The sequence below is a fragment of the Ktedonobacter racemifer DSM 44963 genome (assembly GCF_000178855.1).
GTDB lineage: Bacteria > Chloroflexota > Ktedonobacteria > Ktedonobacterales > Ktedonobacteraceae > Ktedonobacter > Ktedonobacter racemifer.
Map to the genome: position 1 here is coordinate 1,276,867 of NZ_ADVG01000005.1, position 25,652 is coordinate 1,302,518.

Genomic DNA, 25,652 nt, shown 5'->3' on the forward strand with positions numbered 1-25,652 from the left:
ATCCAAGCTTGCTTGGACTTCTCCCGCCAGTCGGAACGATTCCCGCTCGCAGCAAGGCCATGCCAGCATGGCCCCTACAGACGATTGTCTCTAGACCTGGCGCAAGAAGTAGTAGTGAATTTTTTTGCCTTTTCCTGTTGACCGTTCATCGAGAAGACCGGCCATAACCCAGCCTTCTGCTCCCAGTTCGCTCAGGCGAACCTCGTCAGGCAGAGCCTCCTCGGCTGGATCCACTGTGAGAATCTTATACTCCCACCGCGCAGCCTGGGCTTGCTCATACACCATAGGGATAAAGACCGAGCCTGGCTGCGACTCCTGCTTCTCCATCTTCCCCGCCAGGTAACCCATACCAATCCTTGGCATATGCATCTTATTGCTCCTTTACTCATTTCAACATGGTTATTGTGTGTGGTGTAACAGGGGCGAATGCCCCTGTTACACCACACACAATAACCATAGTTTTATCTGTTGCCTTGAATATAGCACGCCATTAGCGTATACTCATAGAGAAAAACTATGCTGTCAGCATAGCTACAGCATAGGCAATGCTCTGAGCATAGGAAGGAAGCAAATATGGCCGATTTACAAGAACTGCTGGGTCGCGTCATCCGTCGCGAACGCCAGGATCATAATATGACCATCAAAGAGCTGGGCGAGAAGGCTGGCCTCTCCGAAATTTATGTGGGAGAGATCGAGCGGGGACAGAAATATCCCTCGGCCAAGGTGCTGGAAAGCCTGGCTGGCGCTCTGGAGCTGGATGTCGCGGAATTGTTGGAGATGGTCGCGGAAGAGATCCGTAGCGAACGCGAACCCCAGGTTACCAGCGTCATTGGCTTTCTCCCTGGGGCTCCCGGTCAGAGTCGTCGGACTGTGGTCAAACGCATGGTGAATATGCTCGACGAAGGCGCAATCGAGAGTGTCGCGGACTTCAGCGCCTTCCTCCTCAACAAGCACCTGAATCTGAACTAAGCATGGCGATGGCGCGCACCCCGCTTCTGGTCGAGGCGCTGCTGCCACTTCTCCTGCAAGGGTGTCGCCCAGCGATACAGGAAAATGAAGAGGCTGAGCCAGAGCACGCCCTCAAAGTATCCACCCAGGACATCTGTTGGCCAGTGCCCACCCATGAGAATGCGTGAATAGCTAATTAGCACGATTTCGATCACCGCGAGAATCTGCAAGGGTAGGAGCCAGCGATAATACTTCCAGCGGCGCACAGGCTTGGTCTGGCTGAGGTACAACAAGAAGCCATAGTAGATGGCATCATGTGAGACGTGGCCCGAGGGATAAGAGGGGAAGGGGACAATAGTCTCATAGTTGTGAATTGGGTACATCTTCGCCAGGGGACGCGGGCGCCCAACCAGGATGTCCAGAAGCGTGTTTACCCCTGACCCGCTGGCGACAATCGCGACCAGAAAGAGCACATTTTGTAGCCAGGTCAGCGCTCGTCGGTGCGTAAACCAGGCCCAGATCGCTCCCACTAACAAGAAGATCAGCCAGCTACTTAAAAGTACGATTGACCAGAAGGGGTCATCCAGAACGCTAGGCAAGCGTACAATGGCATCGAGCACACTTCCCAGGTGCCAGTTCTGAATGGTCTGCATGATCGAAAGATCAAAGGAGAAGGGACGGGGATGCATATGCATGCCCATACAGGTGAGCAGAAAGATGATGACGCCCACCACCCATAATGCTAGCTCTATCTTCCAGTGAGCACGTGCCTGCTCGTGTCGTGTGCTCTCCGTTGCTCGTGTTTGCGTTACCTGAAACGGTCCACTTGTGCGCTCCGTTGCACTCATAGCTTCAATCCTCCCTGCGGCGAAATGCCTCTCAGATGTTCTAGTAAGCAGGATAGCATCACCAGGCTCTATCACCCCACGCTACCATGTCACACTACACATACGGATCGATCTACTTCAATGGATACAAACAGAACGCACGTAGCAAGACTACGCTTCATGACTATAAGAATTCAATTCAGAAAGGTATATCCCAGCGCCTCTAGCACCTTTCGCGCCCGGTCCAAGTGTACCTCTTTCACAAGCAGGTAGTCGGTATCATAGGTTGAGATGGCAAAGATCGAGATGCCCGCGCCCGACAACGGGGTCGCCAGGCTCGCCAGGATGCCCGTCAGAGAGAAGTCCAGCGGACCCTCAACCTGCAAGGCCCGCCAGCCATGCTCCACCTGAACCTCCTCTGGCACGACTTCAGAGGCACAGACAATCGAGAGTTCTCCACGCGTATATGTTATCGCTAGAAATTCGCGCCGGCTCAATGCCCAGGCAGGTATCTCCTGCCCCGGATCGAGCCGACAAACGCTTAGCGGAATAGCGAGAATTACCAGTTGCATCGTTCCTGATCCCTTCAGGGTATGGCATAACGCACAATAACTTTTCATGCCCGCCCGGGTGCGTGACCAGGGCTAACGTCTGATCTACACACGAAATTGTACGCCACCAGGATGCACCAGCACAAACCATCAGTAACTGCGTACGCAAGTAGTGGGCTTGGAGCCCACTACTTGCGTACGCAGTTACTGGGGCTGCGCCTTACTCGGCCATTTCGAAGACGCGCCGGAAGAGGGGGGAAATCTCTTCTGTGGGGATCTCCAGGGCGGCCTCGCCGATGGAGAGTTCAAATTTACTATACTGTGGGACAAGCGTGGGAGTCAGCATACGGAAAAGGACTGTCTGTGTCTCCTCAGCGACGCGCCAGGCAGCGTCTACCAGCCGCTCACGGTCGCCACGCAGGAAGAGGTGCAGCATGTTGGTCTGCGGAGGATTGGGCAGGATCTCGATCTGGGGCAGGTCCGAGAGCGCGGCGGCGATCTCGCGCGCCTTCGCGCAATACTCGTCGATGCGCCCGAGATGCTTCTGCATCCCTTGCCGCGCCGAGAGTACATAAGGGTAGAGGCTGATCAGGTTGCCTCCCTGCCGCCGCTGCCAGATACGCGCCTCGGCGATAATGTCGGCAGGGCCCGCCAGCACCGCGCCCGCGATCCCTTCCAGGACCTTGTAGAATGAGACATAGACCGTATCGAACAGGCCCGCGATCTCGGCATACTCACGCTGATAGAAGGGCTTGCACTCCCAGAGACGCGCACCATCCAGGTGCGTCGCTATCCCACGCTCACGCGCCCAGGTCGTGATTTCTACCAGTTCCTCCCAGGAAGGAAGCTGTCCACCGATTTCGCGCTGGGGCAACTCGATGAGTAGGGCACCCAGAGTCTCTGGCACACTTTTGAGGTCTTCCAGGGTGAAGACCTGGCGATCCGAACCCAGCAAAACTCGTTCCAGGCCATGCAAACGCTGGTAGCCATCGTACTCGTGAATCTCCAGGTGACAGGTGGGATGATACGCTACGCGCTTGCACCCTTTGCGCTCACACCAGATACGCAGCGCGATGGGCTGGCACATCGTTCCGCTGGGCATAAAGACCGCGGCCTCTTTTCCCAGTAAATGGGCAATCTCCTCCTCAAACGAAGTAATCAGTTCACCACCACCGTACCGATCCGCCTTCGCCTCTGGATCAACAAATTCCGTCAGATCATGCAAGACCTCGCGCGGAGATCTGGGATAATGCATGGCTAGAAAGCGCTTACACTGGGACAAAATACGCTCTTTATCCTGTTCAGTTATGGACATAGAGAAATACCACCATCCTTTTACAACACTTTTTCCATGTAGAAAACTACTCAACATCCACACCTCATCCCCCCACCCATATGTTAACATGCGAATGTGCTGCGATACCAGGTAATGGTTTGCTGTATGCTCTCCAGGTACTCCTCGCTCTCACCTACGCGCCGGGCAAGGTCGAGAATATGTGCGACGACCTCTTCCTTTACAGGCCCTCGCCACCTGCGATACGCCTCTTGCAGCACAGGATGCGAGAAATCACCGGGGCGCATGGCTAGCAACGAGAGCAAGACATTGAGATGGTCGCCCGAAAAGTGCTCTAAGGAGAAGCGAGCGCGCTGTTCCTGGGTAAGTGAGGGGTCAAAAAAGGGGGCATCGTGCTGGGCGCGGCTGCATGCATAGTGGTAGTCAACTCGCGCGCCTCTTGTATTCAACATAATCACGATTGCACGCACGATATCGGCCTCCAGGGTGCGTGGAGGATGACTGGAGGGATGCAAGCGGTAGTTCAAGAATGGTGTGCTCACAATTCCATCGAGTACCGCCCGCGCGCTATCAGGCCGTACCGCCTGCTCTCGGGCGAAGCGCGTGTACACCTGCTGCGCCAGGACGATAGGCTCCACTACATGTGCCCCTTGAAAGAACCTACCGATATCGTGGAAGAGTGCCAGGTGCTCTATCACCTCGTGATGCAGGAGGCGCCCATCTCGATGCTCAATCTGTGTCGCCAGGCGGCTCACCTTGTCGAGCACCTCCCAGGCATGCTGAAAGCCAAACTCACGATCCGCGAAAAAGCACTCTATCTGCGCAGTACAATCCGGCAATGTCCTGCTCAAGACATCCCGCCACTGATCCAGGCCTGGGGCATAATCCAGTCTCTTCAAGATGGGCCTCCTTGCTTGTTTCATCTTTGACTATAAGCAAATTTATCGCATCTTGTCTGACACAGAAGAAAGTGTTGGCATATTATGAGGTCACGCGTCTTCATCAAAATTACGCCTGGCAAGGGCGGCGATAGCCGCGAGTGCAGGTTCGGCATCGTCGCCTTCGGCGCGTACCAGGATCTCAGTCCCCTGCTGCACCCCTAGCTTCAAGACGGCCAGGATACTCTTGGCGTTGGCGACCTTCTCCCCAACCTGGAGCGAGATGTGCGCTCGAAAACTGGCGGCCGTCTGAACCAGCAGGCGCGCAGGACGGGCATGGAGGCCAACTTTATTGGTGATTTTGAGTGTTGTTTCTAACGCTGCCATAGACGATGCCTTCCCTATGCGAATCTAGACAGAGAGGTACAACATGGAGAACGCCCACGAGTTTAATGATGGACCTTCGGCAGGGTATGCGCCTCAGCCGCGGCAGCTGCCACTGCATCCAGGGTGTTGCCAATCGAGGACTCGACCGCGGCGACCACGGCCCCCTCGACCAGCGCGCCTGAACTCACAATCACTCGCCGCTCCTTCTGTTCAGCGCGATAGGCCTCTACAGCCATCTCAACCGACATGGCCGCGCTCCCCAAATCAAGCAAGACCAGGACACCATCACGCCCCTCGACCGTGTGTAGCGCGGCCAGAATTTTCTCCACCGACGTTCCTAATGAACCATCCGGCCCGCCACCCGCCGCGACGATGGAGACCTTGCCTTGCGCCATCTGGCTAGCCAGTTCAACAACGCCTTCCGCCAGCCGTGCGCTATGTGACACGATGACTAACCCGACTCCCATGGCTTAGCTCCTCGTTCTTTCTGCATGTGCGTAAGGTCTCTCATCATCGATAGGTCTCCGCGAGCGCTTGTAGCATCAAGGTACTCGATGTCGCCCCGGGATCCTGGTGACCAATACTGCGCTCACCAAGATAGCTGGCCCGCCCCTTCGTCGCCAGTAAGGGGATCGTGCTCTTCATGCCTGCTTCCGCTGCGCTACTGCATACTTGCAACAACTGAGGCATCTCCAGCTCCTCACTCTCGGCCTTGCGCGCGGCCTCCAGAGCGGGAAGTAGCGCGTCTAACATGGTTTTCTCCCCCCGTCGGGCCTTGCCTCGCGCCTGGATACCCTCGACCATCGCAGCGAGCAGCGCGACCACATCCGCCTCCTGTAATTCCTGCTTACCCGCCATAGCGATACCCGCGCGCAAAAAGGCGGTGCCATAGAGCGGGCCACTGGCACCCCCAACAGTGGAGACAAGCGTGGTCCCCACAGTCTTCAGGATGGTGCCGCTATCAGCGCTCGCCAGGGCAGGCAATTTCTCAACGACAGCCCGAAAGCCCCGGTCCATATTGATGCCATGATCGGCATCCCCAATGGCGGCATCTAGCTGCGTCAGATATTCTCGCTGCTCATGCAACACCTGCCCTACCCGCTGCAACCAGGCAATAAGCTTCTCGCTCGTTATCGGCATACATTCTCTCCCTACGTGAATACGTCTGCTGCCAGCATAGGGCTACTACAGACGTACTCCTTATCGACAACGCTAGATGCCCCAGCGCAACGCAGGAGTATAGACAGGTGCGTCCCAGTACTTCAATATTTCATCGTCCGCACGCAGGAGTGTAATCGAGCAGCCAGCCATCTCTAGCGAAGTGATATAGCTCCCCACCAGGGAGCGCGCGATAGTAACGTTCTTTCTACGCAGGATCTTTGCCAGTTCGTTCGCCACCACATAGAGTTCAATCTGTGGCGTCCCCCCCATCCCATTTACAAAGGCGATCACCCGCTCGCCCGCCTTGAGTTCCAGGTCTTCTAGAATCGGGCTGACCAGCATCTCGGTCACTTCCGCGGCAGAGGCCAGGGGCACACGCCTGCGCCCAGGCTCACCATGAATGCCAATGCCGATCTCCATCTCGTTTTCGCCCAGGTCAAAGGTTGGTTTTCCCATGGCTGGCACGGTACAGGAGGTCAGGGCCATGCCCATACTACGCCCATTAGCATTGACGCGCTGCGCCATCTCGGCGACTGCCGACAAGGGAGCGCCGGTCTCCGTCAGGCCACCCACAATTTTCTCCAGCAGCACGGTGACGCCCACACCACGCCTACCAGCGGTATAGAGGCTACCCTGGACCGCGACGTCGTCGTTCGTGACCACAGAGGCAATTTCGATATCTTCGGCCGCCGCCAGTTCCGCCGCCATCTCAAAGTTCAGTACGTCGCCTGTATAGTTCTTAATAATGTAAAATACACCTGCGCCACCATTCACGGCCCGCGTCGCAGCCAGCATCTGATCGGGGACAGGCGAGGTAAAAATCTCGCCGGGACAGGCCGCGTCCAGCATCCCACGCCCCACAAAGCCGCCGTGCATCGGTTCATGCCCACTCCCACCACCCGAAATAATTCCCACTTTCCCCTGGACCGGGGCATCGGCGCGCACAATCACCTGGCTCTCATAGTCGACACGAATCAGTTCTGCGTGCAGGGCTTCCATACCTGCCAGCGCCTCTTTGACCACATCCTCCGGCTTGTTGATGAGCTTTTTCATGCGAGTCGCCTCCTTTGGTCTCCTAAACTATTCCACCATGGAACATCTCTCGTCCCTCGACAACAGAGCATCGAGTTTCGAAGTACTCGCGTATCAAACCTGTATCATAGCAGCCCATCCTGCTACCTAAGCTCCACTTCCCCCTCGGACTTACCTGCCAGTATCACCCCTTCCCACCTCGCCATCAACCCCACATCAGCACACATATTTCGCTCAAGTAATCTAAGTATAGCACAGGAATTGCGCCAATGGCATTTCCGGGACATCACATAAAAAAAGCTCAACACAATACATTGTACCTCAATACACGTCATCCATATCCCCCTTCTCATTAACCGTGATTGTTCCACACCCATTCCGCCTATCAATAAAAGTGTGTACCTCTTGCAGGCGAATACCTGCAAGAGGTACACACTTTTATTGACCACTGAGCGCCGAAGGCGCGAAGGGTGGCGTCACCTCTATGGGCAATGACTACCAATATCTATACAACATGATCTAGCTGTAGTATAGTTTATGCATATTTAGCACTATCTATTTATGACGGCAAAAATAAGTATACGCAAAGGGACGGCTCTCATGGCGAACGATGGCTTTATTTCCCAACAGGCAATCGCAAGAACCCTTGGACGCTACCAGGTAATCAAACGCATCGGCCGTGGTGGTATGGCCGATGTCTGGCTCTGCGAAGATCCACGCCTGCACCGCCAGGTGGCAATTAAAACCCTCCCCGCCCATGCTCCAGATGATGTAGCCTTTACACGCCGATTTGAAGTGGAGGCCCAGGCCGCGGCCGCGCTTACACACCCGCATATTGTATCGGTACATGATTATGGTGAACATTCCCTGCCCAATGGACAGGTCATTACCTATATCGTTATGCCCTATCTCCCCGGCGGCTCGCTCGCCGACCGCATCGAGGCTCTGACGGCCGCTAAACAACACATGCCCATTGAAGAGGCCCTGACCTATCTCGCGCAGGCCGCCGACGCCATTGATTACGCCCACCAGCAGGGGGTGGTCCATCGCGATATTAAGCCCGGTAATATGCTTCTGCGCGACGCCAACTGGCTCCTGCTCTCCGATTTCGGCATCGCGCACCTGCTCTCCGGCAACGACGCTGAGGTCCATACCGGCGCGGGCTTCGGCACACCGGAATATATGGCTCCCGAACAGGCCAGGGGGCGCGACGTCCCCTCCAGCGATATCTATAGTCTCGCGGTCATCGCCTTCCAGCTTTTCACTGGTCGCCTCCCGTTTATTGCGGAGACGACCTATGCACTGAGCGTCCAACATATCCTCACGCCTCCACCCTCGCCGCGCCAGTTCAATCCCCAGCTTCCCGTGCAGCTTGAGCAGGCCATCCTGCACGCCCTGGCCAAAAAGCCCGAAGAGCGCCCGGGCTCTGCCCAGGTCTTCTTCGCTGAACTTATTCGGGCCTATCCAGGGCTTGCGCCTCGCTTCACCTCCGAGGCCCCTCTACCCGCCTCGTCACATACGCCGCACACGCTTCCTCCCTTGAACGAGAACGCGTCGCTCTCTCGCGATCAGCACTCGACAATTACCCAGTCTCGCCTACGCTTTTCAGGGTTCTTGCCAGCGAGCGATAAGCCCATCACGCGGCGAACCGCGCTGGCTGGCGGCGGTATCGCAGCCCTGCTACTTGCAGGGGGTGGATCTGCCTGGTTCCTCACTCACCAGAGCAAGCCCACGCCGAAGCCTCCTGTCCAGGCTCCCACGCCGCCAGCCAGGCCCAATCCCAATGGTCCCAACCTGGTCATTCGCGATATCAATATAGATACGATCTCAGGGCTTGCCTGGTCGCCCCAGGGCAATTTCTTGACGACCATGCCAGGCACAAGCGACACCATCTATACCTGGGACATTGAGCATATGCGTGCCAATGCCACTCCCCAGCCTGGCGCCAAACTCAATCTAAAATATGGTTCCAAAACCCTGGCCTGGTCACCTGATGGAAGCATACTTGCGCTAGGCAATACGAACGAAGAAACGCTCTCTGACTTTCACACAATGTCTCTGGATCTGTACACACGAGACTTCTCAGGTCGTGCTCCAGGCTTTCAAAAACCCATCTTTGCCAAGGGGGCGGGCACCCTGAATGGTCTCACCTGGACACGCCAAAAATATCTTTTCTCTGTCTCATATATAGCAGACGCTGAGGACTACCAGCATTTTTACCTCTGGGGGCTTGATTGCAATAAGCCAGGGCAAACCACAATGAATGCCACGAAAATCAAGGCATATATAGGAGGTGGCATCAGCCCAGCGAATACGCTTGTGAAAGCCTCTCCCGATGGCCAGAAGATAGCTATTGCATGCGAAGGCGGCATTCTCGTAGGCACCGCGAGTATGAATGGAGGTCTGCCTACCTGGCAAGATGCCCCCGGTCAGCTACCCCTACCCCAAGATCAAAACTTTCAGGATCTCCTCACTGTTAGCTGGTCTCCGGATGGCAATAAAGTCGCAGGCTACTACAGCAGTAACACGACTGCCCTGGCCGTCTGGGATGTGGGAAAGGGCACCAAACAAACAGCACTTACAACCACGCTTTCAAATAAGATTACGACCCTGGCCTACGGCACCAATGGGAAGACACCTCTCATCGCCACGGGAACCCCCGATGGCCAGATACAGCTCTGGGATACCAACCACTTCGACCAGCCCGTCGCGACACTCAGCAGCGACGTCAAAAAGGCGGTACAGGCCCTGGCATGGTCTGCTGACTATAAATGGCTGGCAGCCAGCTACAATGACGATTACGCGACTACTCACATCTGGAAGATGCAGGGCAGGACGTTCTAACTCGCTTCTGATTTCGTGAGCCATATCATAGTAGTTTGCTCTATAATCAGGCATACTTACAAGCAGTTGGTAAACAGAGGAGCTACAATCGCTATTTTTAAGGACGAGATTCATGATAAACGATGGCCATAACGTACAAGCGCCAAACATACCAGGTACACAGCAGCGCCAGAATATTGGCCGTTATCGCTTCTTGCGCCTCCTTGGGAAGGGCGGCATGGCGGAGGTCTGGCTCTGCGAGGATCCCAGCCTTCATCGCCAGGTCGCGATGAAGACACTTCAGATCTACACACAGGGAGAAGAAGAGCTTCTCGAACGCTTCAGGCAGGAGGCCCAGGCCGCGGCCGCCCTCAACCATCCCCATGTCGTTCCCATCCACGACTATGGACAGATCGCCCTTAACGCCGATGAGATGCTGCTCTTTCTTGTGATGCCGTATCTCCCAGGCGGTTCCCTGGCGGATCGCATCGATGCCTACCAGGAACGCAAGCAACTGATGCCGCCTCGCGAGGCACTTTACTATTTGAAGCAAGCTGCGCAAGCTATCGACTACGCACATACCCAGGGCATCGTGCATCGCGATATCAAGCCCGCCAATATGCTCCTGCGCAAGGATGACTGGCTCCTGCTCTCCGATTTTGGCCTGGCCCGCATCCTGGCATCCAGGAAGAATCTGACCCGCGCGGGCACCAGCCTGGGCACGCCCAACTATATTGCGCCCGAGCAGATTCAGGGGCGCGCCGTCCCCGCGAGCGATGACTATAGCCTGGGTGTCATCGCCTACCAGCTTTTCACAGGTCAGCTCCCTTTCACTAGTGCCACGCCTGCGATGACCACCATCATGCATCTTACGGAGCAGCCGCCAGCGCCTCGCTCTCTAAATCCCGCGCTCCCGCCACAGCTTGAAGCGATTCTGCTCCGCCAGCTCGGCAAACAGCCAGAAGAGCGTTATTCCAGCGCCAAAGCCTATATCGCGGCGCTTGAGGAGGTCGTCCGCCTCCTGCCCTCTGAGGAAAGGCAAACCACGGAGGCAGCGTCATCTTCGACCCAGCACCAGTCCAGCCCCTCACAGGAAGCGTCTGCACAACCAGCGGCCCGGCCAACCAGGCCGCTCTCGCGTCGTAAGCTTATTATTGGTACCGGGGCCGCTGTGGTGGGCCTCGCCGCTGGTACAGGCGGCTGGCTAACACTCAATCATACCATCGCACCACCGGCGCCCCAGGTCCATCACGCGCCCACAGCCATCCCAACGCCCGATGGGCTGGCCCTGGCTATGCACAACCAGCATCAAAGCCCGGTCACCTCGCTCAGCTGGTCGCCAACGCAAAACATCTTCGCGACGGTCGCCAGCGATCAGCAGCTTCTACTCTGGGATAGCAACACCCTACGCTCTCACAGCAGCCCCCAGCCGCTCGCCCGAACCAAGCTCAAACTGCCTGGTACGACCAGCGCACCCCTGCTCTCCTGGTCGCTGGATGGCAAATATATCGCGGTGGCCTTCAGCGGCAGCCAGGCCGCCTCTCTCGCGTTCTACACCCCCGATCTAAAGCCGCTGCCCGGGTTCGTAACGCCCCTTACTCTGCCAACCAGCACGGTTGATGGCCTCGCCTGGCTCAGTAACACGCGGCTCTTGCTGGCGGCCAATGATCCAGATACACAGAAGCTGCAATTTACGGCCTGGGTGATTGATACAACCAATCCAACGCAGGTGCCAGGCACGTTGACCATCCAGAATCGCCTGGCGGTTGCCCCTGGCACCAGCCATAAGCCTGTTGTCCTCTCGACCGCGAATCACAGCCAGCGTGCCCCCAAAGGCGAGACGATCCTGACCTTTGCGGTCACGCAAGGCATGCTCGTTGGCCGGGTCCAATTCCAGGGTAATAAACCCACCTGGTTCGGCGCTCCTCAGAGCACTACAGACAAGACTCAGTGGAACGCTGGCAGCACGCTCTATTCTTTCGAGAATAACCAGGTTACTCCATCTGGAAGCGCCTTTATTGCCTACAATGGCAGAATTACGGGCAGCTATATCACGCAACAGGACGCATCGACGCTGGTTCTCTGGGATTGGACGGAGAAGACCAGCCCGTTCACGCAAATCCCGACCAATACCGTGCTTACCGGCCTGGCCTATAAAAATCAGAGTCAGAGTGGCACCTTCGCCGGGGGCACCCAGGATGGGCATATCCTGGTCTGGAATATTACTCAAGGTACAATCCCCGTCGGCGACTTCGCCAGCGACGCCCTCAAACACGAGGTGCTCTCCCTGGCCTGGTCCTCCGATGGCAACTGGCTCGTCGCCAGCTATAACGATCCCAACAATAGTATTCTTCTCTGGAAGACACAAGGACGAGGTTTTTAACAACTATGGCACTCAATCAAGCTACCGAATGGCAAGGAAAAATGCTTGACCGCTACCGCATGCTACACCGTCTTGGACATGGAGGCATGGGACAGGTCTGGCAGGCGGAGGATACTGAACTGCATCGAATGGTGGCCATCAAAATACTCCCCTCGATTCTGGCCTCCGAGCAAAGCTTTTTACGTGCCTTCGCCTATGAGGCGCGCGCGGCCGCCACCCTGGAGCATCCTCATATTCTGACCATTCATGCCTTTGGCGAACAGCCTATCTCTGACGAAGAGATTGTGACTTATATCGTTATGCCCTATCTACAAGGTGGCACCCTGCGCGATGTTATGAAGCGCGAGCGCTATCTCACCCGGGACCTGGCCATGAACTACCTGCGCCAGACCGCTGAGGCCATTGACTACGCGCATAGCCAGCAGGTCATTCATCGCGATGTCAAACCCGCCAATATGCTCCTACAAAATGATTGGCTCTATCTCGCCGACTTCGGCATCGCGAAACTGCTTACCAGCACCACCTATCGCAGTAAGACGTACGCTGGCAGTGGCACACCTGAATATATGGCCCCCGAACAGGTGCAAGGGAGCGCCATGCCCGCCAGTGATCGCTATAGCCTGGCCGTGATCGCCTACCAGCTCTTTACGGGTACCGTTCCCTTCCACGGCGCGACCCCCTACGACCTCATGATTAAGCAGCTCATGGAGGAACCCAGGCCACCACGCGAGATCAATCCGATCCTGCCCCAGAGAGTTGAAGCTATTATCTTACAAGGACTGGCCAAGCGCCCAGAAGACCGCCCGCAAAGCTGCCTCGCGTTTGTAGATGCCCTTGATAAGGCCTGGAGCCAGGCTCCTATCGCCCGCACCAATCCGAACGATCCCGAGGCGACTCTACTCGCTCCATGGAGTAAACAGCGCCCCGAATATCTTCCTACCCAGGTGACCCCCTCCATGCCTCCCAGAACGGTTGATACACCCGTGCATATGCAGGACACATCCCAGGGAACCACGGCTCCCCCGCCCCCACCATTGCCCACGCACATGGCCTCCTACCCGACCACACCTCAGACGCTTTCTCAGTATATGCCCACACCCTCGACTGCTCCCGCTACACCCGCGAAGCCAGGCGTGAGTCGGCGCGGTGTCCTTATCGGTGGAGCAGCTACCGCCGCTCTCCTGCTGGGTGGCGGTGCCGCCTCGGCCCTCTGGCCGCGCCCTCAACCCAAACCGCAAACCGTCGAGCCAGGGCCCCACAAGTTCATCTCAGGCGTTCCCACCCTCAGCCTTATGGGTCACAAGCGCCCCCTCTCATTCATCCTCTGGAGTCCCGATGGGACACGCGTCGCCACCGCGAGCACGGACCACTCCATCATGATCTGGGACACCAACACCTATTTACAGCAGCAGCATAAGGCCCTGAACATCGTCAAAACGCCTCTTCAACGCTGGCGGCTCGAAGATGCCATTAGCTACTACCAGATCAGCTGGTCCTACAATGGGCAACGCCTTATGGCGCTTACCCAGAGCGTGTCGACGCGCAACACGGTCTATGCCTTTGATCTGACTACCAACTCCCAGGACCCACTCGTCTACCAGGATAGCCATATTCCCAAAAGCGACTTTAACGCGCCCTCATATTATGAGGTCGTCGCCTCGCCTACCAGCAGCTTCTTCGTTACCAATCAGCTAAGTGGGCAGACCCTACAACTCTGGGACCTCAGAGATATGAATCAGCCAGTAAAGACTCTTAATAATACGTCTAAAGGGAGCGACGATAACACCAGCATTCTGGCCCTGGCCTGGGCACCCGATGGCAAGCATTTCGCCGCTTACAACAGTAAGCAACAGATACACATCTTCGATAGCAAAGGCAATAGCACGCAAACTATTGAGCTGGCGGACCGTGCGGGTCAGATCGCTCCTAACGCCAAAAGTATCTTGCTGGAGCGCTTCGCCCTGGCCTGGTGCCCCAATAATCCCAATCTCATCGCAGTCTCCAACCTGGATGTCATCGATGTCTGGGACATCCAGAAAAAGAAGCAACTCCATCGCCTGGAGACCGATGATCCCGACGCGCACGACCGCAAGGGGCTGGACCCGGATCTCGCCTGGTATCCCCAGGTCTATGGCATGACCTGGTCACCCAATGGGCGCTACATTGCCGCCAGCTATAGCCATAGCCAGCTCGTCCATATCTGGGATCTTACTAACCGCGCGCCCAAGAAATCCAAATATGGCAACGAACTGCAAACCCTGATGTTCGGCAATCCCGGACACTCAGGCAGTATTATGGATCTCGCCTGGCAACCCGGCGCAGGCCGCTACCTGGCAACCGCCTCAGCCGACAACACCGCCATCATCTGGCGCGTGGATGGGTAAGGGGCAATGGATGGGAACAGACCTGCGGCCTGTTCCCATCCATTGCCCTGACTCCTATGCTATACTTAAATATCGAATGATTGATTTAGAAGGATAACAAGCCATGCGTATTGTCTCGCTCCTGGCGAGCGCAACCGAGATGATCGCTGCATTGGGATGCCTGGACCAGCTCGTCGGGCGCTCCCATGAGTGCGACTACCCTCCAGAGGTACTGCGCCTGCCCCTGCTTAGCCGTCCAGTCATCGATACTAACACGTCCAGCAAGCAGATCGACACGCAGATCAAACAGCTCGCCCATGCCCGAGATGATGCTCGGGAGAATGCCCTCAAGGCCCTGAGTATCTACACCATCGATACCGAGCTGCTACAACGCCTCCAGCCAGATATCATCTTTACCCAGACTCAGTGCGAGGTCTGCGCCGTCAGCGAGCAGGACGTGGTCCAGGCCTTAGAGCAAACCACCGGGCTGCGTCCGCGCGTCGTCTCGCTGGCCCCCTACCGCCTCCAGGACGTTTGGGAAGACATGCTGCGCGTTGGCAAGGCCCTCGATAGAGAACGGCAGGCCCAGGAGTGTATCCAGGGCTATCAACAGCGCCTTCAGCAGCTACAGGCCCAAACCACGTCTCTCGTCGCGTCAGGCCCCAGGCCTCGCGTGGCCGTTCTGGAGTGGCTGGATCCACTCATGGGTTCTGGCAACTGGACTCCGCAACTCATCGACTACGCAGGCGGCGAGAACATCTGTGGCGAAACCGGCCGGCACGCTCCCTGGCTCACCTGGGAACAACTGAGCGACCTTGATCCTGACGTCCTCATCCTCGCACCCTGTGGCTTTACTATCGAGCGCACGCGGCAGGACCTTCCACTCCTCCAGAAACATCCCACCTGGTCCACGTTGCGCGCGGTACGTGAGGGACGCGTCTCTCTCATTGATGGCAACTACTATCTCAATCGCTCCGGTCCGCGCCTCGTCGAGTCCGCCGAACTGCTCGCGCACGCCATCTGGCAACAACGCCTCCCCCTTTCAGTCGACCCATCCGCCTACATACTCCTCTAGAGGAATACAGAAAGCAGCGGCGTGGTGCCTGCCAGTGGCAGGCACCACGCCGCTGCTTTCTGTATTCCTCTACCTCTACGCTCTTTGTGCTCCTAGCGGCTTGTCTCTGGACGCATGGCCCAGAACATCAAACCAGCTACGATAAAGAAGAGGACAATGAAGAATGACATGAACGAGCTAACAATTGTATCGATTGACAATTGGAAGATCACCGCCAATATGAGGAAGGCGATCACAAGCACGCCCAAAATAGGGAGGAGGTATAGCGTATTAAAACGCTTCTTCGCATCCGAACGCGCTTTGCTTACGCTATAATCTAGATCTGTATCGAGTTGCTCCATGCAATACCTTTCCTTCGAGTAGGAATAGCTCGCCTCTGAGCCTGCTCTCAATAGCGCTAACAGGCCGTGGTGTTATATATAATAACATGGCATTCTTGAAACCAGGGAGGCGCGCCTGGCTTGTCGAGCGATCCCGCCGAACCCCCTCCTAACAGGAGAGGGTCCAATGCTTTGGATCATATTATAGTCCTAACCTACCACGCGTGCAACTCTTCTATCCTCTTTGGCAGGGCTTTCCAGAAGACAAAAAAAACGGCCTTATTGGCCGATAATGCTTATGGTAGGGGAGACGTAGTTACCGGGGTCAGGAAGAGATGCGAGCAGACGAGCAAATGTGGGTTCCAGGTCGCGCTTGGCAACGTATCTACGCAATTCCAACGCATTCACCTGATACATCGAGTTCTCATCGACACACGAGGCAATAACACCATCAGAGATCGCCGCACATAAATCAGCAAGAGTTGGGATCTGGTCAGACACGAGACACCTCCCTACAGAAACTTGATGCTCAACTCGCTTCGAGCCGCGCAATAGGTCTCGTTTATACTACGGATCAGACGCCTGGAGAGTTTCATCTCCTCCTACATAATACCACACCTACGCCATTATGCACAGCCATATTGGGGGCAATTTCAGGCCTTTTTGTTACTATTCTTCCCCAAATTCGTCTTGTCCCTCTTTATCCTCTTCGTTTGAATTGTCCAGCACGGCCTGGTCGTCGAGCAGCCCCGGAAGCGGATCGATGTACATAACTCCACGCAGCACGTCTATCTGGTGCACAACCGTTTTGATCGCTGGGATCATCACCTCTTTGCGCTCAGGTGTCCGCACGACATACACATCATTTCCACCTGTGGGAAAGAGATCAACGATCTGTCCCACTTCCTGGTTGCTCAGGGTATAGACCTTGAGTCCTAGAATGTCATGCTGATAGTACGAGTCTGGAGGCAACTGCGCCAGCTCACTCTCGGGAATCCAGAGGCTCTGATCACGCAAGGCCTCGGCATCGTTCGCGCTGGTAATCCCCTCTAGCTTGACTAACAGCATATCGCCCTTATACGGGCGCACGCTCGTAATAATACAGCGTTTAAAGGTATGGCCATCGGTGCTCACGTGTACCGCCTTCAGGGATGTAAAGCGGTCGGGGATATCCGTCAGCGGCAACACTTTTAGTTCACCGCGCACACCAAAAAGGGCCACTATTTTGCCGATAGTAGCCCATTCGGTCTTGTTTTGCATTGGCATAAGTTTCGCCCTTTGCGAATTGCCTCTCGGTCATACCTACCATCCACCGATTGCTACCAACATATGTGCTGGCGTACCACAATCATGGATAGGCATACAAGATGGCTCTTGCATCCATCGCGCTCTCCGGCGGGTAGGTGCCTAGAGAATTTCTAACGATGTATGCCGTCCTTCGCGCGTCCCACCGGCGCGCAGCAGTGTGCGCATAGCCTTCGCAACACGCCCCTGGCGTCCAATCACCTTGCCGAAATCATCCTGGGCAACGTGTAACTCCAGAGCCAGCGCGCTACGATCATTGCGCACCTCGCGCACCTCGACCGCGGAAGGATCGTCTACCAGCGACTGAGCGATGTACTCAATCAGTTTACGCATACATTCACCTCTGCTCACTCGCGACCTGGTCACGATGCTTCACAACGGACCGCACAACCTAATCGATACTACTCGGCGCTTGTGGAAGACTTCTCAGCCTCAAAGCGAGCCAGGATACCAGAGCGCTTCAGCAGCGACTCAACCGACTCGGTTGGCTGAGCACCATTCTTCAACCAGCCCAGCGCCTTCTCCTCGTTGATGTTGATCGCGGAAGGCTCAACACGAGGATTGTACCAGCCAATATTCTCAATAATGCGACCATCGCGGGGGGAACGCGAGTCAGCAACCACTACACGATAGCTTGGGGCCTTCTTCATGCCCGTACGTTTGAGACGGATCTTAACACTCATGCTTTAAAATTCTCACCTCTCGCCCACTAAAGGGGCTGTATTTTCTACCTGCGCCGCGTTCCCTGGTGCGGCGCGCAACAACACGGCACCTCTAACACCCGACAGGGCCACATGAACTTCGGCCCAACTAGAATAGCACGCGCCACTCAAAATGTCAACGCTCTTGTGGCCCCTCGCCCACGCAATGCAGCTTGACAAAGTTGGTCCGCGCGCGGCTCGCCACGGGCATCCCACCCATGATGACGATGTGCTCGTCACGCGCGATCAAATTCTCCTCCTGTAAGTGGCAATCGACGTCGGCGATAACCCGCTCGGTCGTGCCCTCCATAGGAAGATTCTGCGGCCAGACTCCCCACCAGAGTGCCAGGCGCCGATAGACATGCTCCGAGGGCGTATAGGCGATGATCGGCGTGCGTGGGCGGTCCTTAGAGATAAGATGCGCCGAACTTCCCGAGCGTGTAAATACTACAATCGCTTTGACGCTCGTCTGCTCGCTCAGGGCGCGGGCGGCATGACTGACTGCCTGCTCCTGCGTCAGGCGCTGCTGCACCGTTGACTGGATACTCGCGCGATACCCATTCTCGGTCTCGACGGCGATACGCACCATCATCTCTACCGCCTCAATGGGATAACTCCCCGAAGCCGTCTCGGCGCTCAACATGACGGCATCGGTTCCATCGAGGATGGCGTTGGCAACGTCGCTGGCTTCGGCACGCGTTGGACGCGGATTATTGACCATTGATTCCAGCATCTGGGTCGCGGTAATCACGGGGAGACAGAGTTCATTGCACTTGGCGATGATGCGCTTCTGGATCAACGGCACCTTCTCGGGGGCCATCTCGACGCCCAGATCACCACGCGCCACCATGACAGCATCGGTCTCGTGTAAGATCTCGTCGAGCCGCTCAATGGCCTCGGGCTTCTCCAGCTTCGCGATGATCGGCACGTAGCAATCACGCTCCTTTACGCCCAGGTCAGCCTGAATCTGCTTGATATACTCCTTGGCCTCGCGAATATCCTCCGGCTTACGCACAAAACTCAGCGCGACATAATCAACGCCCTGCTCAATGCCAAAACGCAGGTCATCACGGTCCTTGTCGGAGAGCGAGGGAACGCTGACCGCGACCTCAGGCAGGTTGATGCCCTTGTGCTCTTTAAGCAGGCCACCATGCACCACCAGGCACTTGACATCGGTCTCGTTATGGTCCAGGACACGCAACTCCAACAAGCCATCATCTAGCAAGATGCGGTCGCCTACCTTCACGTCCTCGGGCAACTGCTTGTAGGTCGTCGAGACCTGCTCGGCAGTGCCCTCAAGCGGGCGCGTGGTCAACGTAATGGTGGAACCATTTACCAGCATCACCGGTCGGTGCTCCTGGAGCGTGCCGGTACGGATTTTTGGCCCCTGGAGGTCCTGCAAGATCGCAATGGGCCGATGTAGTCGACTCGAAATAGCGCGAATGCTTGCTACCACTTTGGCGTGCTCTTCATGAGTTCCATGCGAAAAGTTTAAGCGCGCTACATTCATGCCTGCCCGCATCAAACGTTCTAACTGCTCTTCGCTGCGCGTCGCGGGCCCAATAGTACACACGATTTTCGTCCGTCTCATACAGTCCTCTTACTTCTTATCCGAAAACCCTGAGCGCGAAGCGCTAGTCACGCAAGTGACGTTGGGTTTCGGAATAAGATCTTTGCTCTTTGGTTTTTCACGGTGTTCCTCTGCGTACACTCCACTCGCAGATGGGTCTCTTTTACTCATTGTGCTGTATGTACACCATGTACATCGTGTGCCTCATTGCACGTCACTCGCTCCAACCAGGGGCACCCGTTCCCACTCTATCTTACCATTCGACCAACCAGGCATTTTTTCTACTCATACGAAAGAAAGCCTGGTCCTCCCTTATGCGGTAGGGGAGGCCAGGTGGAGCCTTAAACTAAGCAGTTCCTGGCGGCGCCAGGTGACCATTGCAAGCGCATCTAGCGCACTTCCTGCTGCGCGTTTAAGCCCCATTTTCCAAAGAGTTTATCATAGGTTCCATCGCGTTTCACCGCGTCATAGGCGGCCTTAAGGGCTTTCCCCATCTCCTGATCGCCTTTACGTGTGGCGATACCTTCTATAGCCTGATCGGTAATGGAACCACCTATCTGGAATTGCCCTGGATTGAGTTTCATATAATAATCTGTCACAGGCGAGTCCTGGTAGGTCGCCGATACACGCCCATCCACCAGCAACTGCACCACATCATTCTGGCTATCAAGCGCCGTTACTTTAATAGCTGGCTTTCCTGCTGCAAGACAGGCTTTATTGGCCTGTATCAAGCTATCCTGCTCGACGGTTGTGTTCTGCACACCAACGCCCTTGCCACACAGGTCCTTAGGACTCTGAATCTTCTCGGGATTTCCCTTGCGCACCAGTAATGACTGTCCGGCATTGAAATAAGGAATAAAATCAGCCTTCTGCTCACGCGGTGCATTAATGGTCACACCCGAGATGACAACGTCGTAACGCTTGGAAGTCAGGTCATCAATGATGGTATCGAAGTTTCCCTGTTTCACAGCCACCTGCAAGCCCATGCGTTTGGCCATCTCAGTGATCAGGTCCATATCAAAGCCAACATCCTTCCCCGTTGTCACATCCTTGTACTCCTGGGGCGGATATGTCGAGTTTGTACCTACTGTCAACGTCCCCTTGCTAATTAAATCAGCGGGTGGCGTCACTGACGGCTTCACCGAGCTTGAAGTGACACCTATCACTACTTCCACCACATGCCGCAACGAACAACGCGCAACTAAGAAGCAGACACATAATCAACACCAGAGGTGTCTTACCTCTCCGAGAAACCAGGGACCCATACAAATGCATTAACCCAAAGCCTCCAAACCTAGAATCAATCGATAAAGACGAATACAGTGTAACATACTTTCACCCACTCGCAAAAGCACAGGCCCGTTCCTGCTATTAAAAGAGTACAAAGAAACAAGAATGGGGGGCTTGCCACTGGCAAGCCCCCCATTCTTGTTTCTTTGTACTCTTAATTTACCTTCTGGGCGGAGTTCAACTGCCACTTGTCGAAGAGCTTATCGTACGTGCCGTCCTTCTTGACCGCGTCGTACGCCGCTTTGAGGGCGTTAAACATCTCGGTGTCGTCTTTGCGCACCACAATGCCTTCGGGGGCCTGGTCGGTGATGGCGCCACCAATCTCAAACTGGCCCGGGTTCAACTTAAGATAGTAGTCCGTTACGGGCGAGTCCTGGTAGGTCGCGTCGACGCGCTTGTCGGCCAGCAACTGGATAACGTCGGTCTGCGCGTCCAGCACTGTCAGCGCAATCGTTGGCTTGCCCGCCGTTGTGCAGTCCTTTTTGGCCGCGGTCAGGGCATCAAACTCAACAGTATTTGTCTGCACACCAACCTTCTTGCCACACAGGTCCTTGACGCTGCTAATATGATCGGGATTCCCCTTCTGCACCAGGAGCGACTGACCCGCGTTAAAATAGGGAATGAACTGCGCCTTCTTCTGGCGATCTGGATTAATCGTCACCGCAGATATCACGACATCGTAACGCTTGGAGCTAAGATCGTCGATGATCGTATCAAAGTTCGCCTTCTTAACATTGACCTTCAGGCCCATCCGCTTGCCCATCTCAGTAATCAGGTCAACATCAAAGCCAGTCGCCTGACCGCTGGCCGTGTCAACATACTCCTGGGGCGGGTATGTCGTGTCGCTGCCAACTGTCAACGTCCCGCCAGTGATCAAGTCCTTTGGCGCGGCCACTGTGGCCTTTACATTATCACCACTATTACTACCTGTAGCTGTGCCACTACTACCACAAGCAGCCAAAATCATCATCAAACCGAGCATACAACTGATACCAAGCGCCTGCCATGACATGCGCTTCCCCCGCTTGGAGAAGATAAAAGACATACGAGACCTCCTCTTAACTGATTCCGTTACTAACTATACATACGCACAATCATCCCCTATTTATCTCACAACTTTTCGAAAGAAAAGAGTTTGACATGCTGCACCCCATGCTATATCCTGAAAGTAGAGATAAACCTGCGGCGGATAGGCAATCGTTGTCCGTCGCTCAAACATTGCATCGCACATATATGGCACGCATTGGCGCATCACGCCTTCAATGAAGATACAAACAGCGTTCGAGGACGAGCACAGAATATCAATAACTTAACCTTGGCTATTTGCACAAATCACGTCTCACACAGGCCTTTCGTCCCCTGGGAGCGTACCTTTCGGGAGGCTAGCCTCCAGGGATATGTGGCAACGAGGAGAAAACACAGCATGACACAGGTACACGAACCAACAAGCAAGGCAGATAACTCCCCCCAGACTATTCGTATTTTAATTACCGATAAAATCGCGCGCGAAGGTATCGATCTCTTAAAAGAGCAGATGCCTGAGGCACAGGTCGACGAGCGCCGTGGCCTGACACCAGAGCAGCTCGCCGAGGTCATCGGCGATTATCACGCCCTGATCGTGCGCAGCGAGACCCAGGTCACCGCCGATGTGCTTTCAGCGGGCACCAACCTCAAGATCGTCGGGCGCGCGGGCGTTGGCGTGGACAACATCGATACCAATGCCGCTACCCGCCTGGGCATCATCGTGGTCAACTCCCCCACGGGCAATATCATGGCCGCTGCAGAACATACCATCGCCATGCTGATGTCCCTGGCCCGCCACGTTCCCGCCGCCAATGCCAGCATCAAGGGAGGAAAATGGGACAGGAGCCGCTTCATGGGCATCGAGGTTCGCAACAGGGTCCTGGGTGTGATTGGCCTTGGTAAAGTTGGTATGGCGGTCGCGCGCCGCGCCCTGGGCCTGGAGATGCAGGTCGTGGCCTATGATCCCTTTGTCTCCCCCGAGCAGGCACGCAAAAACGGGGTCGAGATGGGAACCTTTGAAGAGGTCTTGACCCGCGCGGACTTCCTGACACTGCACACCTCGCTCACCAGCGGCCCCCAGGGTACACGTGGATTGATCAGCGAGCATGAGCTTCAGATCATGAAGCCGGGAGCCCGCCTCATCAACTGCGCTCGTGGCGGCCTGATCAATGAGAAAGCCCTACTCAACGCCCTCAACGAGGGGCGCCTGGCGGGCGCGGCACTCGATGTCTTCAGCCAGGAACCTATCCGCGATGACGAGACCCTGCTGCAACTCCTGGCTCATGACCGCGTGATCGCGACCCCTCACCTGGGCGCCTCCACCGAAGAGGCTCAGGTTGGCGTGGCCACCGATGTCGCGGAGCAGATCGTCTCTGTCCTCAATGGCGGTTTCCCCCGGGCCGCGGTCAACGCACCGCTGATCCTGCCGGAGACGCTGAAGGTGCTTGAACCATACATGACCCTGCTCGAAAAGATGGGGCGGCTCTACACTCAATTGCAGCCCGGACCACTGAGCAAGATCGAGGTTACCTATAACGGCGATATCGCGAGCTACGATCTGCGCCCACTGCAAGCCGCGCTGATCAAGGGCCTGCTCGAGTCCGTCTCTGAGGCGCACGTCAATATGATTAACGCCCAGCTGCTCGCCAAAGAACGGGGCCTGGAGATCACCGAGCAGAAGTCCACGACGCCAGCCGAGTTCGCCAACCAGGTCACGCTACGCGTGCTCTCGCCCAATGGCAACTCCTCCTCGTTTATCGGCAAGCCCGGCATCGAGGATGAGCACTTCGATGTCATCAGCGGCGCGGTCGTCTATGACGAGCCTCGCATCGTACGCGTTGGCCGCTACTGGACCGAGTTTGTACCTGAGGGCTATATCCTCTTCTGTCGCAACCTCGACCAGCCAGGCATGATTGGCCGCGCTGGAACCCTCCTTGGCAAGGCACAGGTCAATATCCGCCACATGGACGTCGGCCCTGTGGAGCGCAAGCCCCGCACCCGCGTCCCCGGCAACACCACCGATACGGCCCTGATGGTCATCTCGGTCGATGATGCCATTCCAGACTGGGCGCTGCGCGAGCTCAGCGAGACCGGCGACATCTTCGGCGTCACCGTCGTCAATTTATAATAAAAAGTGCGTGGGAGATGGGGCTCCGCCCCATCTCCCACACACTTTTTATTACGCTTTCTCCTATCTCTACAACTCGGCAGAGTTTAGTACGTATGGTAGACAGAGGCCTGGATCAATGCTACTATCAGCTAAATTACCTGTGACAATTGATGAGGCTTAAAAATATCTGGGGAAAGGTTGATTGCTGCTTTTATGACGACGACAAAGCCACGAACATATCCACTACCAAACGTCAAACCGATCACACGCAGACAGGCACGCTTTGCCTTTATCGTACTCCTGGTTATCAATGTCCTCAACTATGCCGACCGCTCCATCCTGGGAGCCGTACAAACGAAAATTCAGCCCGAGTTTCACCTGAGTGATACCGAGCTCGGGTTTATTATCTCCTCGTTTCTACTCATCTATGGCCTGGCAACATTCCCGTTGGGCATCTGGGCCGATAAAGGGGTGCGCAAGAATATTGTCGCGGCCTGTGTCGGCATCTGGAGTATCGCGACTGCCCTGGCAGGCTTTACGCATAACTTCATTCAGCTCCTGCTGACCCGTTCGGTGCTGGGCGTTGGCGAGGCAGGCTACGCGCCAGCCTCCCTCTCGATGATCGGCGACTATTTCCCCAAATCTGTACGTGGGCGTATGCTCTCGTTCTGGTCCATCGGCAACGTAGTGGGAACCGCTATCGGGCAGATTGCGGGCGGTATTATCGCTGTTACCCTGGGCTGGCGCTGGGCCTTCTTCTTCGTGGGCATCCCTGGCTTGATCGCCGCCTTCCTCATCTGGCGCGCCGTGGAGCCGGAGCGCGGCGTCTATGATCGCGTCGATGAGGAGGCAAGCGAGGATGCTTCAGAGGGCGAAATAGTGGGCCATAGCCTGGGCACGAATGTCTGGCAGACCTTCAAACAGATCGCACACATCCGCACCTACTGGATCTTGCTCGGCTCCTTCATCGCCAGCTTCTTCATTGTAGGGGCCGCGACCGGTTGGATTACGACCTACATTGTACGTGACTTCAAACTCACGGAGGCCCAGGCGGGTCTCGTCTCCGGCCTCACCCTCGCCACAGGCAGCATTATTGGCACCATCATTGGTGGCTGGCTTGGCGATAGCTTGCAGAAGCGCAGGCCGCAGGGACGCCTCATCATCTCAACCATCTCTTTTCTCCTGGGCGCGCCCCTGACCCTGATCGCGCTCACCTTCCACACCATCTATCCCTTTGTGGCCTTCTTCACCCTGGCCATCATCACGCTCAGCCTCTGTCTCGGCCCAATCAACGCCGTGATTCAGGATATCATCGAGCCTGATAAGCGCGCTACCGCCACCGGGCTGCTCTTGCTGCTGGCGCACCTGCTGGGGGACGCGGCCTCGCCCATCATCATCGGCATTCTCGCCGACCGCACCTCACTGGGCACAGCCCTGCTCATTACCGCGCCCACCTGCCTCTTTATCGCTGGCCTCATCTGCCTCCTCGGGCTAAGAACGGTCGCCGGAGATATGGAAGCCATGCAACAGCGCATGCGCCGCGCACGCGGTTAGAGTAATAGAAGAGAAAAGAGAGCGGGGAGCATGCGCTGTCGCGCATGCTCCCCGCTC

The 25,652-nt window shown here is 56.1% G+C and carries 24 protein-coding genes; 7 read left to right on the forward strand and 17 right to left on the reverse strand.

The genetic code is table 11. From position 1 onward, the window contains the following. Nucleotides 1-90: 90 nt before the first annotated feature. Complete coding sequence (locus KRAC_RS59540) at nt 91-369, reverse strand: hypothetical protein (protein ID WP_007923494.1); 279 nt, start codon at nt 367-369, stop codon at nt 91-93. Nucleotides 370-573: 204 nt separating this feature from the next. Here KRAC_RS59540 and KRAC_RS64860 point away from each other — a divergent pair, with 204 nt between their 5' ends. Next, entirely contained in the window at nt 574-969 is a 396-nt protein-coding gene (locus KRAC_RS64860) for a helix-turn-helix domain-containing protein (RefSeq protein ID WP_007923495.1), read from the forward strand. On the opposite strand, the gene KRAC_RS64865 is transcribed toward KRAC_RS64860, so the two are convergent. The 8 genes from KRAC_RS64865 to dhaK all read right to left on the reverse strand — a co-directional run bounded on the left by KRAC_RS64865 (nt 966) and on the right by dhaK (nt 7,099). Then, a complete protein-coding gene (locus KRAC_RS64865; protein WP_007923496.1) occupies nt 966-1,796 on the reverse strand; it encodes a phosphatase PAP2 family protein in 831 nt (276 codons plus the stop codon). The two genes, KRAC_RS64860 and KRAC_RS64865, sit on opposite strands and share 4 nt — an antisense overlap. Nucleotides 1,797-1,969: 173 nt before the next feature. Then, a complete protein-coding gene (locus KRAC_RS59555) occupies nt 1,970-2,347 on the reverse strand; it encodes an ACT domain-containing protein (protein ID WP_007923497.1) in 378 nt (125 codons plus the stop codon). Between the two features lie 199 nt (nt 2,348-2,546). Continuing rightward, nucleotides 2,547-3,641 carry a threonine aldolase family protein gene (locus tag KRAC_RS59560; protein ID WP_052569451.1) on the reverse strand — a complete coding sequence of 365 codons (1,095 nt, stop codon included), beginning with the start codon at nt 3,639-3,641 and terminating at the stop codon, nt 2,547-2,549. 83 nt (nt 3,642-3,724) lie between these two features. After that, the gene (locus KRAC_RS59565) at nt 3,725-4,519 is read right to left on the reverse strand and encodes a hypothetical protein (RefSeq protein ID WP_007923500.1); all 795 of its coding nucleotides are present in this window, start codon (nt 4,517-4,519) and stop codon (nt 3,725-3,727) included. A gap of 90 nt (nt 4,520-4,609) precedes the next feature. Continuing rightward, on the reverse strand, nt 4,610-4,885 hold the full coding sequence (locus KRAC_RS59570; RefSeq protein WP_007923501.1) for an HPr family phosphocarrier protein: 276 nt from the start codon (nt 4,883-4,885) through the stop codon (nt 4,610-4,612). Between the two features lie 62 nt (nt 4,886-4,947). Beyond that, complete coding sequence (dhaM, locus tag KRAC_RS59575) at nt 4,948-5,352, reverse strand: dihydroxyacetone kinase phosphoryl donor subunit DhaM (RefSeq protein WP_007923502.1); 405 nt, start codon at nt 5,350-5,352, stop codon at nt 4,948-4,950. Nucleotides 5,353-5,395: 43 nt separating this feature from the next. Next, complete coding sequence (gene dhaL / locus KRAC_RS59580) at nt 5,396-6,025, reverse strand: dihydroxyacetone kinase subunit DhaL (RefSeq protein ID WP_007923503.1); 630 nt, start codon at nt 6,023-6,025, stop codon at nt 5,396-5,398. A 72-nt stretch (nt 6,026-6,097) separates the two neighbouring features. Continuing rightward, entirely contained in the window at nt 6,098-7,099 is a 1,002-nt protein-coding gene (gene dhaK, locus KRAC_RS59585; RefSeq protein ID WP_007923504.1) for a dihydroxyacetone kinase subunit DhaK, read from the reverse strand. A 579-nt stretch (nt 7,100-7,678) separates the two neighbouring features. Here dhaK and KRAC_RS64870 point away from each other — a divergent pair. The 4 genes from KRAC_RS64870 to KRAC_RS59610 all read left to right on the forward strand — a co-directional run bounded on the left by KRAC_RS64870 (nt 7,679) and on the right by KRAC_RS59610 (nt 15,722). Beyond that, entirely contained in the window at nt 7,679-9,922 is a 2,244-nt protein-coding gene (locus KRAC_RS64870; RefSeq protein WP_007923509.1) for a serine/threonine-protein kinase, read from the forward strand. Nucleotides 9,923-10,034: 112 nt separating this feature from the next. Next, nucleotides 10,035-12,284: a WD40 repeat domain-containing serine/threonine protein kinase gene (locus KRAC_RS64875; RefSeq protein ID WP_007923512.1), complete on the forward strand. Its 2,250-nt coding sequence runs from the start codon at nt 10,035-10,037 to the stop codon at nt 12,282-12,284. Between the two features lie 5 nt (nt 12,285-12,289). Beyond that, entirely contained in the window at nt 12,290-14,668 is a 2,379-nt protein-coding gene (locus tag KRAC_RS64880) for a serine/threonine-protein kinase (protein ID WP_007923513.1), read from the forward strand. Nucleotides 14,669-14,771: 103 nt separating this feature from the next. Continuing rightward, nucleotides 14,772-15,722, forward strand: coding sequence for a cobalamin-binding protein (locus tag KRAC_RS59610; RefSeq protein WP_007923515.1), 951 nt, complete (start codon nt 14,772-14,774; stop codon nt 15,720-15,722). A gap of 92 nt (nt 15,723-15,814) precedes the next feature. Here KRAC_RS59610 and KRAC_RS59615 read toward each other — a convergent pair whose 3' ends face one another. From KRAC_RS59615 to KRAC_RS59650, 8 genes are all read right to left on the reverse strand, one after another. After that, nucleotides 15,815-16,063: a hypothetical protein gene (locus tag KRAC_RS59615; RefSeq protein WP_007923517.1), complete on the reverse strand. Its 249-nt coding sequence runs from the start codon at nt 16,061-16,063 to the stop codon at nt 15,815-15,817. 258 nt (nt 16,064-16,321) lie between these two features. After that, nucleotides 16,322-16,543, reverse strand: a complete 222-nt coding sequence (locus tag KRAC_RS73465; protein WP_007923519.1) for a hypothetical protein — start codon at nt 16,541-16,543, stop codon at nt 16,322-16,324. 168 nt (nt 16,544-16,711) lie between these two features. After that, a complete protein-coding gene (rimM, locus tag KRAC_RS59625; protein ID WP_007923521.1) occupies nt 16,712-17,308 on the reverse strand; it encodes a ribosome maturation factor RimM in 597 nt (198 codons plus the stop codon). A 141-nt stretch (nt 17,309-17,449) separates the two neighbouring features. Beyond that, nucleotides 17,450-17,680 carry a KH domain-containing protein gene (locus KRAC_RS59630; RefSeq protein WP_007923523.1) on the reverse strand — a complete coding sequence of 77 codons (231 nt, stop codon included), beginning with the start codon at nt 17,678-17,680 and terminating at the stop codon, nt 17,450-17,452. 68 nt (nt 17,681-17,748) lie between these two features. After that, nucleotides 17,749-18,030 (reverse strand): 30S ribosomal protein S16, encoded by a 282-nt coding sequence (gene rpsP / locus KRAC_RS59635; RefSeq protein WP_007923524.1) that lies wholly within the window; start codon nt 18,028-18,030, stop codon nt 17,749-17,751. A 154-nt stretch (nt 18,031-18,184) separates the two neighbouring features. Beyond that, the gene (pyk, locus tag KRAC_RS59640) at nt 18,185-19,639 is read right to left on the reverse strand and encodes a pyruvate kinase (RefSeq protein WP_007923525.1); all 1,455 of its coding nucleotides are present in this window, start codon (nt 19,637-19,639) and stop codon (nt 18,185-18,187) included. A gap of 368 nt (nt 19,640-20,007) precedes the next feature. After that, nucleotides 20,008-20,664, reverse strand: coding sequence for an ABC transporter substrate-binding protein (locus tag KRAC_RS59645; protein WP_052569453.1), 657 nt, complete (start codon nt 20,662-20,664; stop codon nt 20,008-20,010). A gap of 398 nt (nt 20,665-21,062) precedes the next feature. Next, on the reverse strand, nt 21,063-21,953 hold the full coding sequence (locus KRAC_RS59650; protein WP_007923526.1) for an ABC transporter substrate-binding protein: 891 nt from the start codon (nt 21,951-21,953) through the stop codon (nt 21,063-21,065). Nucleotides 21,954-22,331: 378 nt separating this feature from the next. On the opposite strand from KRAC_RS59650, the gene serA reads away from it, so the two are divergent. Together serA and KRAC_RS59660 are read left to right on the forward strand one after the other, a co-directional pair. Further along, nucleotides 22,332-24,059 carry a phosphoglycerate dehydrogenase gene (gene serA, locus KRAC_RS59655; protein ID WP_007923527.1) on the forward strand — a complete coding sequence of 576 codons (1,728 nt, stop codon included), beginning with the start codon at nt 22,332-22,334 and terminating at the stop codon, nt 24,057-24,059. Nucleotides 24,060-24,254: 195 nt separating this feature from the next. Next, nucleotides 24,255-25,595 carry a spinster family MFS transporter gene (locus tag KRAC_RS59660; protein ID WP_007923528.1) on the forward strand — a complete coding sequence of 447 codons (1,341 nt, stop codon included), beginning with the start codon at nt 24,255-24,257 and terminating at the stop codon, nt 25,593-25,595. Nucleotides 25,596-25,652 lie beyond the last annotated feature (57 nt).

Bases quoted from the DNA above. Each gene is read 5' to 3' on its own strand.
- KRAC_RS59540 (WP_007923494.1), bottom strand. From the start codon at position 369: ATGCATATGCCAAGGATTGGTATGGGTTACCTGGCGGGGAAGATGGAG.
- KRAC_RS59630 (WP_007923523.1), bottom strand. From the start codon at position 17,680: ATGCGTAAACTGATTGAGTACATCGCTCAGTCGCTGGTAGACGATCCT.
- KRAC_RS64870 (WP_007923509.1), top strand. From the start codon at position 7,679: ATGGCGAACGATGGCTTTATTTCCCAACAGGCAATCGCAAGAACCCTT.
- KRAC_RS59650 (WP_007923526.1), bottom strand. From the start codon at position 21,953: ATGTCTTTTATCTTCTCCAAGCGGGGGAAGCGCATGTCATGGCAGGCG.
- KRAC_RS59615 (WP_007923517.1), bottom strand. From the start codon at position 16,063: ATGGAGCAACTCGATACAGATCTAGATTATAGCGTAAGCAAAGCGCGT.
- dhaL (WP_007923503.1), bottom strand. From the start codon at position 6,025: ATGCCGATAACGAGCGAGAAGCTTATTGCCTGGTTGCAGCGGGTAGGG.
- KRAC_RS64880 (WP_007923513.1), top strand. From the start codon at position 12,290: ATGGCACTCAATCAAGCTACCGAATGGCAAGGAAAAATGCTTGACCGC.
- KRAC_RS64875 (WP_007923512.1), top strand. From the start codon at position 10,035: ATGATAAACGATGGCCATAACGTACAAGCGCCAAACATACCAGGTACA.
- rimM (WP_007923521.1), bottom strand. From the start codon at position 17,308: ATGCCAATGCAAAACAAGACCGAATGGGCTACTATCGGCAAAATAGTG.
- KRAC_RS59610 (WP_007923515.1), top strand. From the start codon at position 14,772: ATGCGTATTGTCTCGCTCCTGGCGAGCGCAACCGAGATGATCGCTGCA.
- KRAC_RS59555 (WP_007923497.1), bottom strand. From the start codon at position 2,347: ATGCAACTGGTAATTCTCGCTATTCCGCTAAGCGTTTGTCGGCTCGAT.
- KRAC_RS59660 (WP_007923528.1), top strand. From the start codon at position 24,255: ATGACGACGACAAAGCCACGAACATATCCACTACCAAACGTCAAACCG.
- pyk (WP_007923525.1), bottom strand. From the start codon at position 19,639: ATGAGACGGACGAAAATCGTGTGTACTATTGGGCCCGCGACGCGCAGC.
- KRAC_RS59570 (WP_007923501.1), bottom strand. From the start codon at position 4,885: ATGGCAGCGTTAGAAACAACACTCAAAATCACCAATAAAGTTGGCCTC.
- rpsP (WP_007923524.1), bottom strand. From the start codon at position 18,030: ATGAGTGTTAAGATCCGTCTCAAACGTACGGGCATGAAGAAGGCCCCA.
- dhaM (WP_007923502.1), bottom strand. From the start codon at position 5,352: ATGGGAGTCGGGTTAGTCATCGTGTCACATAGCGCACGGCTGGCGGAA.
- dhaK (WP_007923504.1), bottom strand. From the start codon at position 7,099: ATGAAAAAGCTCATCAACAAGCCGGAGGATGTGGTCAAAGAGGCGCTG.
- serA (WP_007923527.1), top strand. From the start codon at position 22,332: ATGACACAGGTACACGAACCAACAAGCAAGGCAGATAACTCCCCCCAG.
- KRAC_RS59560 (WP_052569451.1), bottom strand. From the start codon at position 3,641: ATGTCCATAACTGAACAGGATAAAGAGCGTATTTTGTCCCAGTGTAAG.
- KRAC_RS64860 (WP_007923495.1), top strand. From the start codon at position 574: ATGGCCGATTTACAAGAACTGCTGGGTCGCGTCATCCGTCGCGAACGC.
- KRAC_RS64865 (WP_007923496.1), bottom strand. From the start codon at position 1,796: ATGAGTGCAACGGAGCGCACAAGTGGACCGTTTCAGGTAACGCAAACA.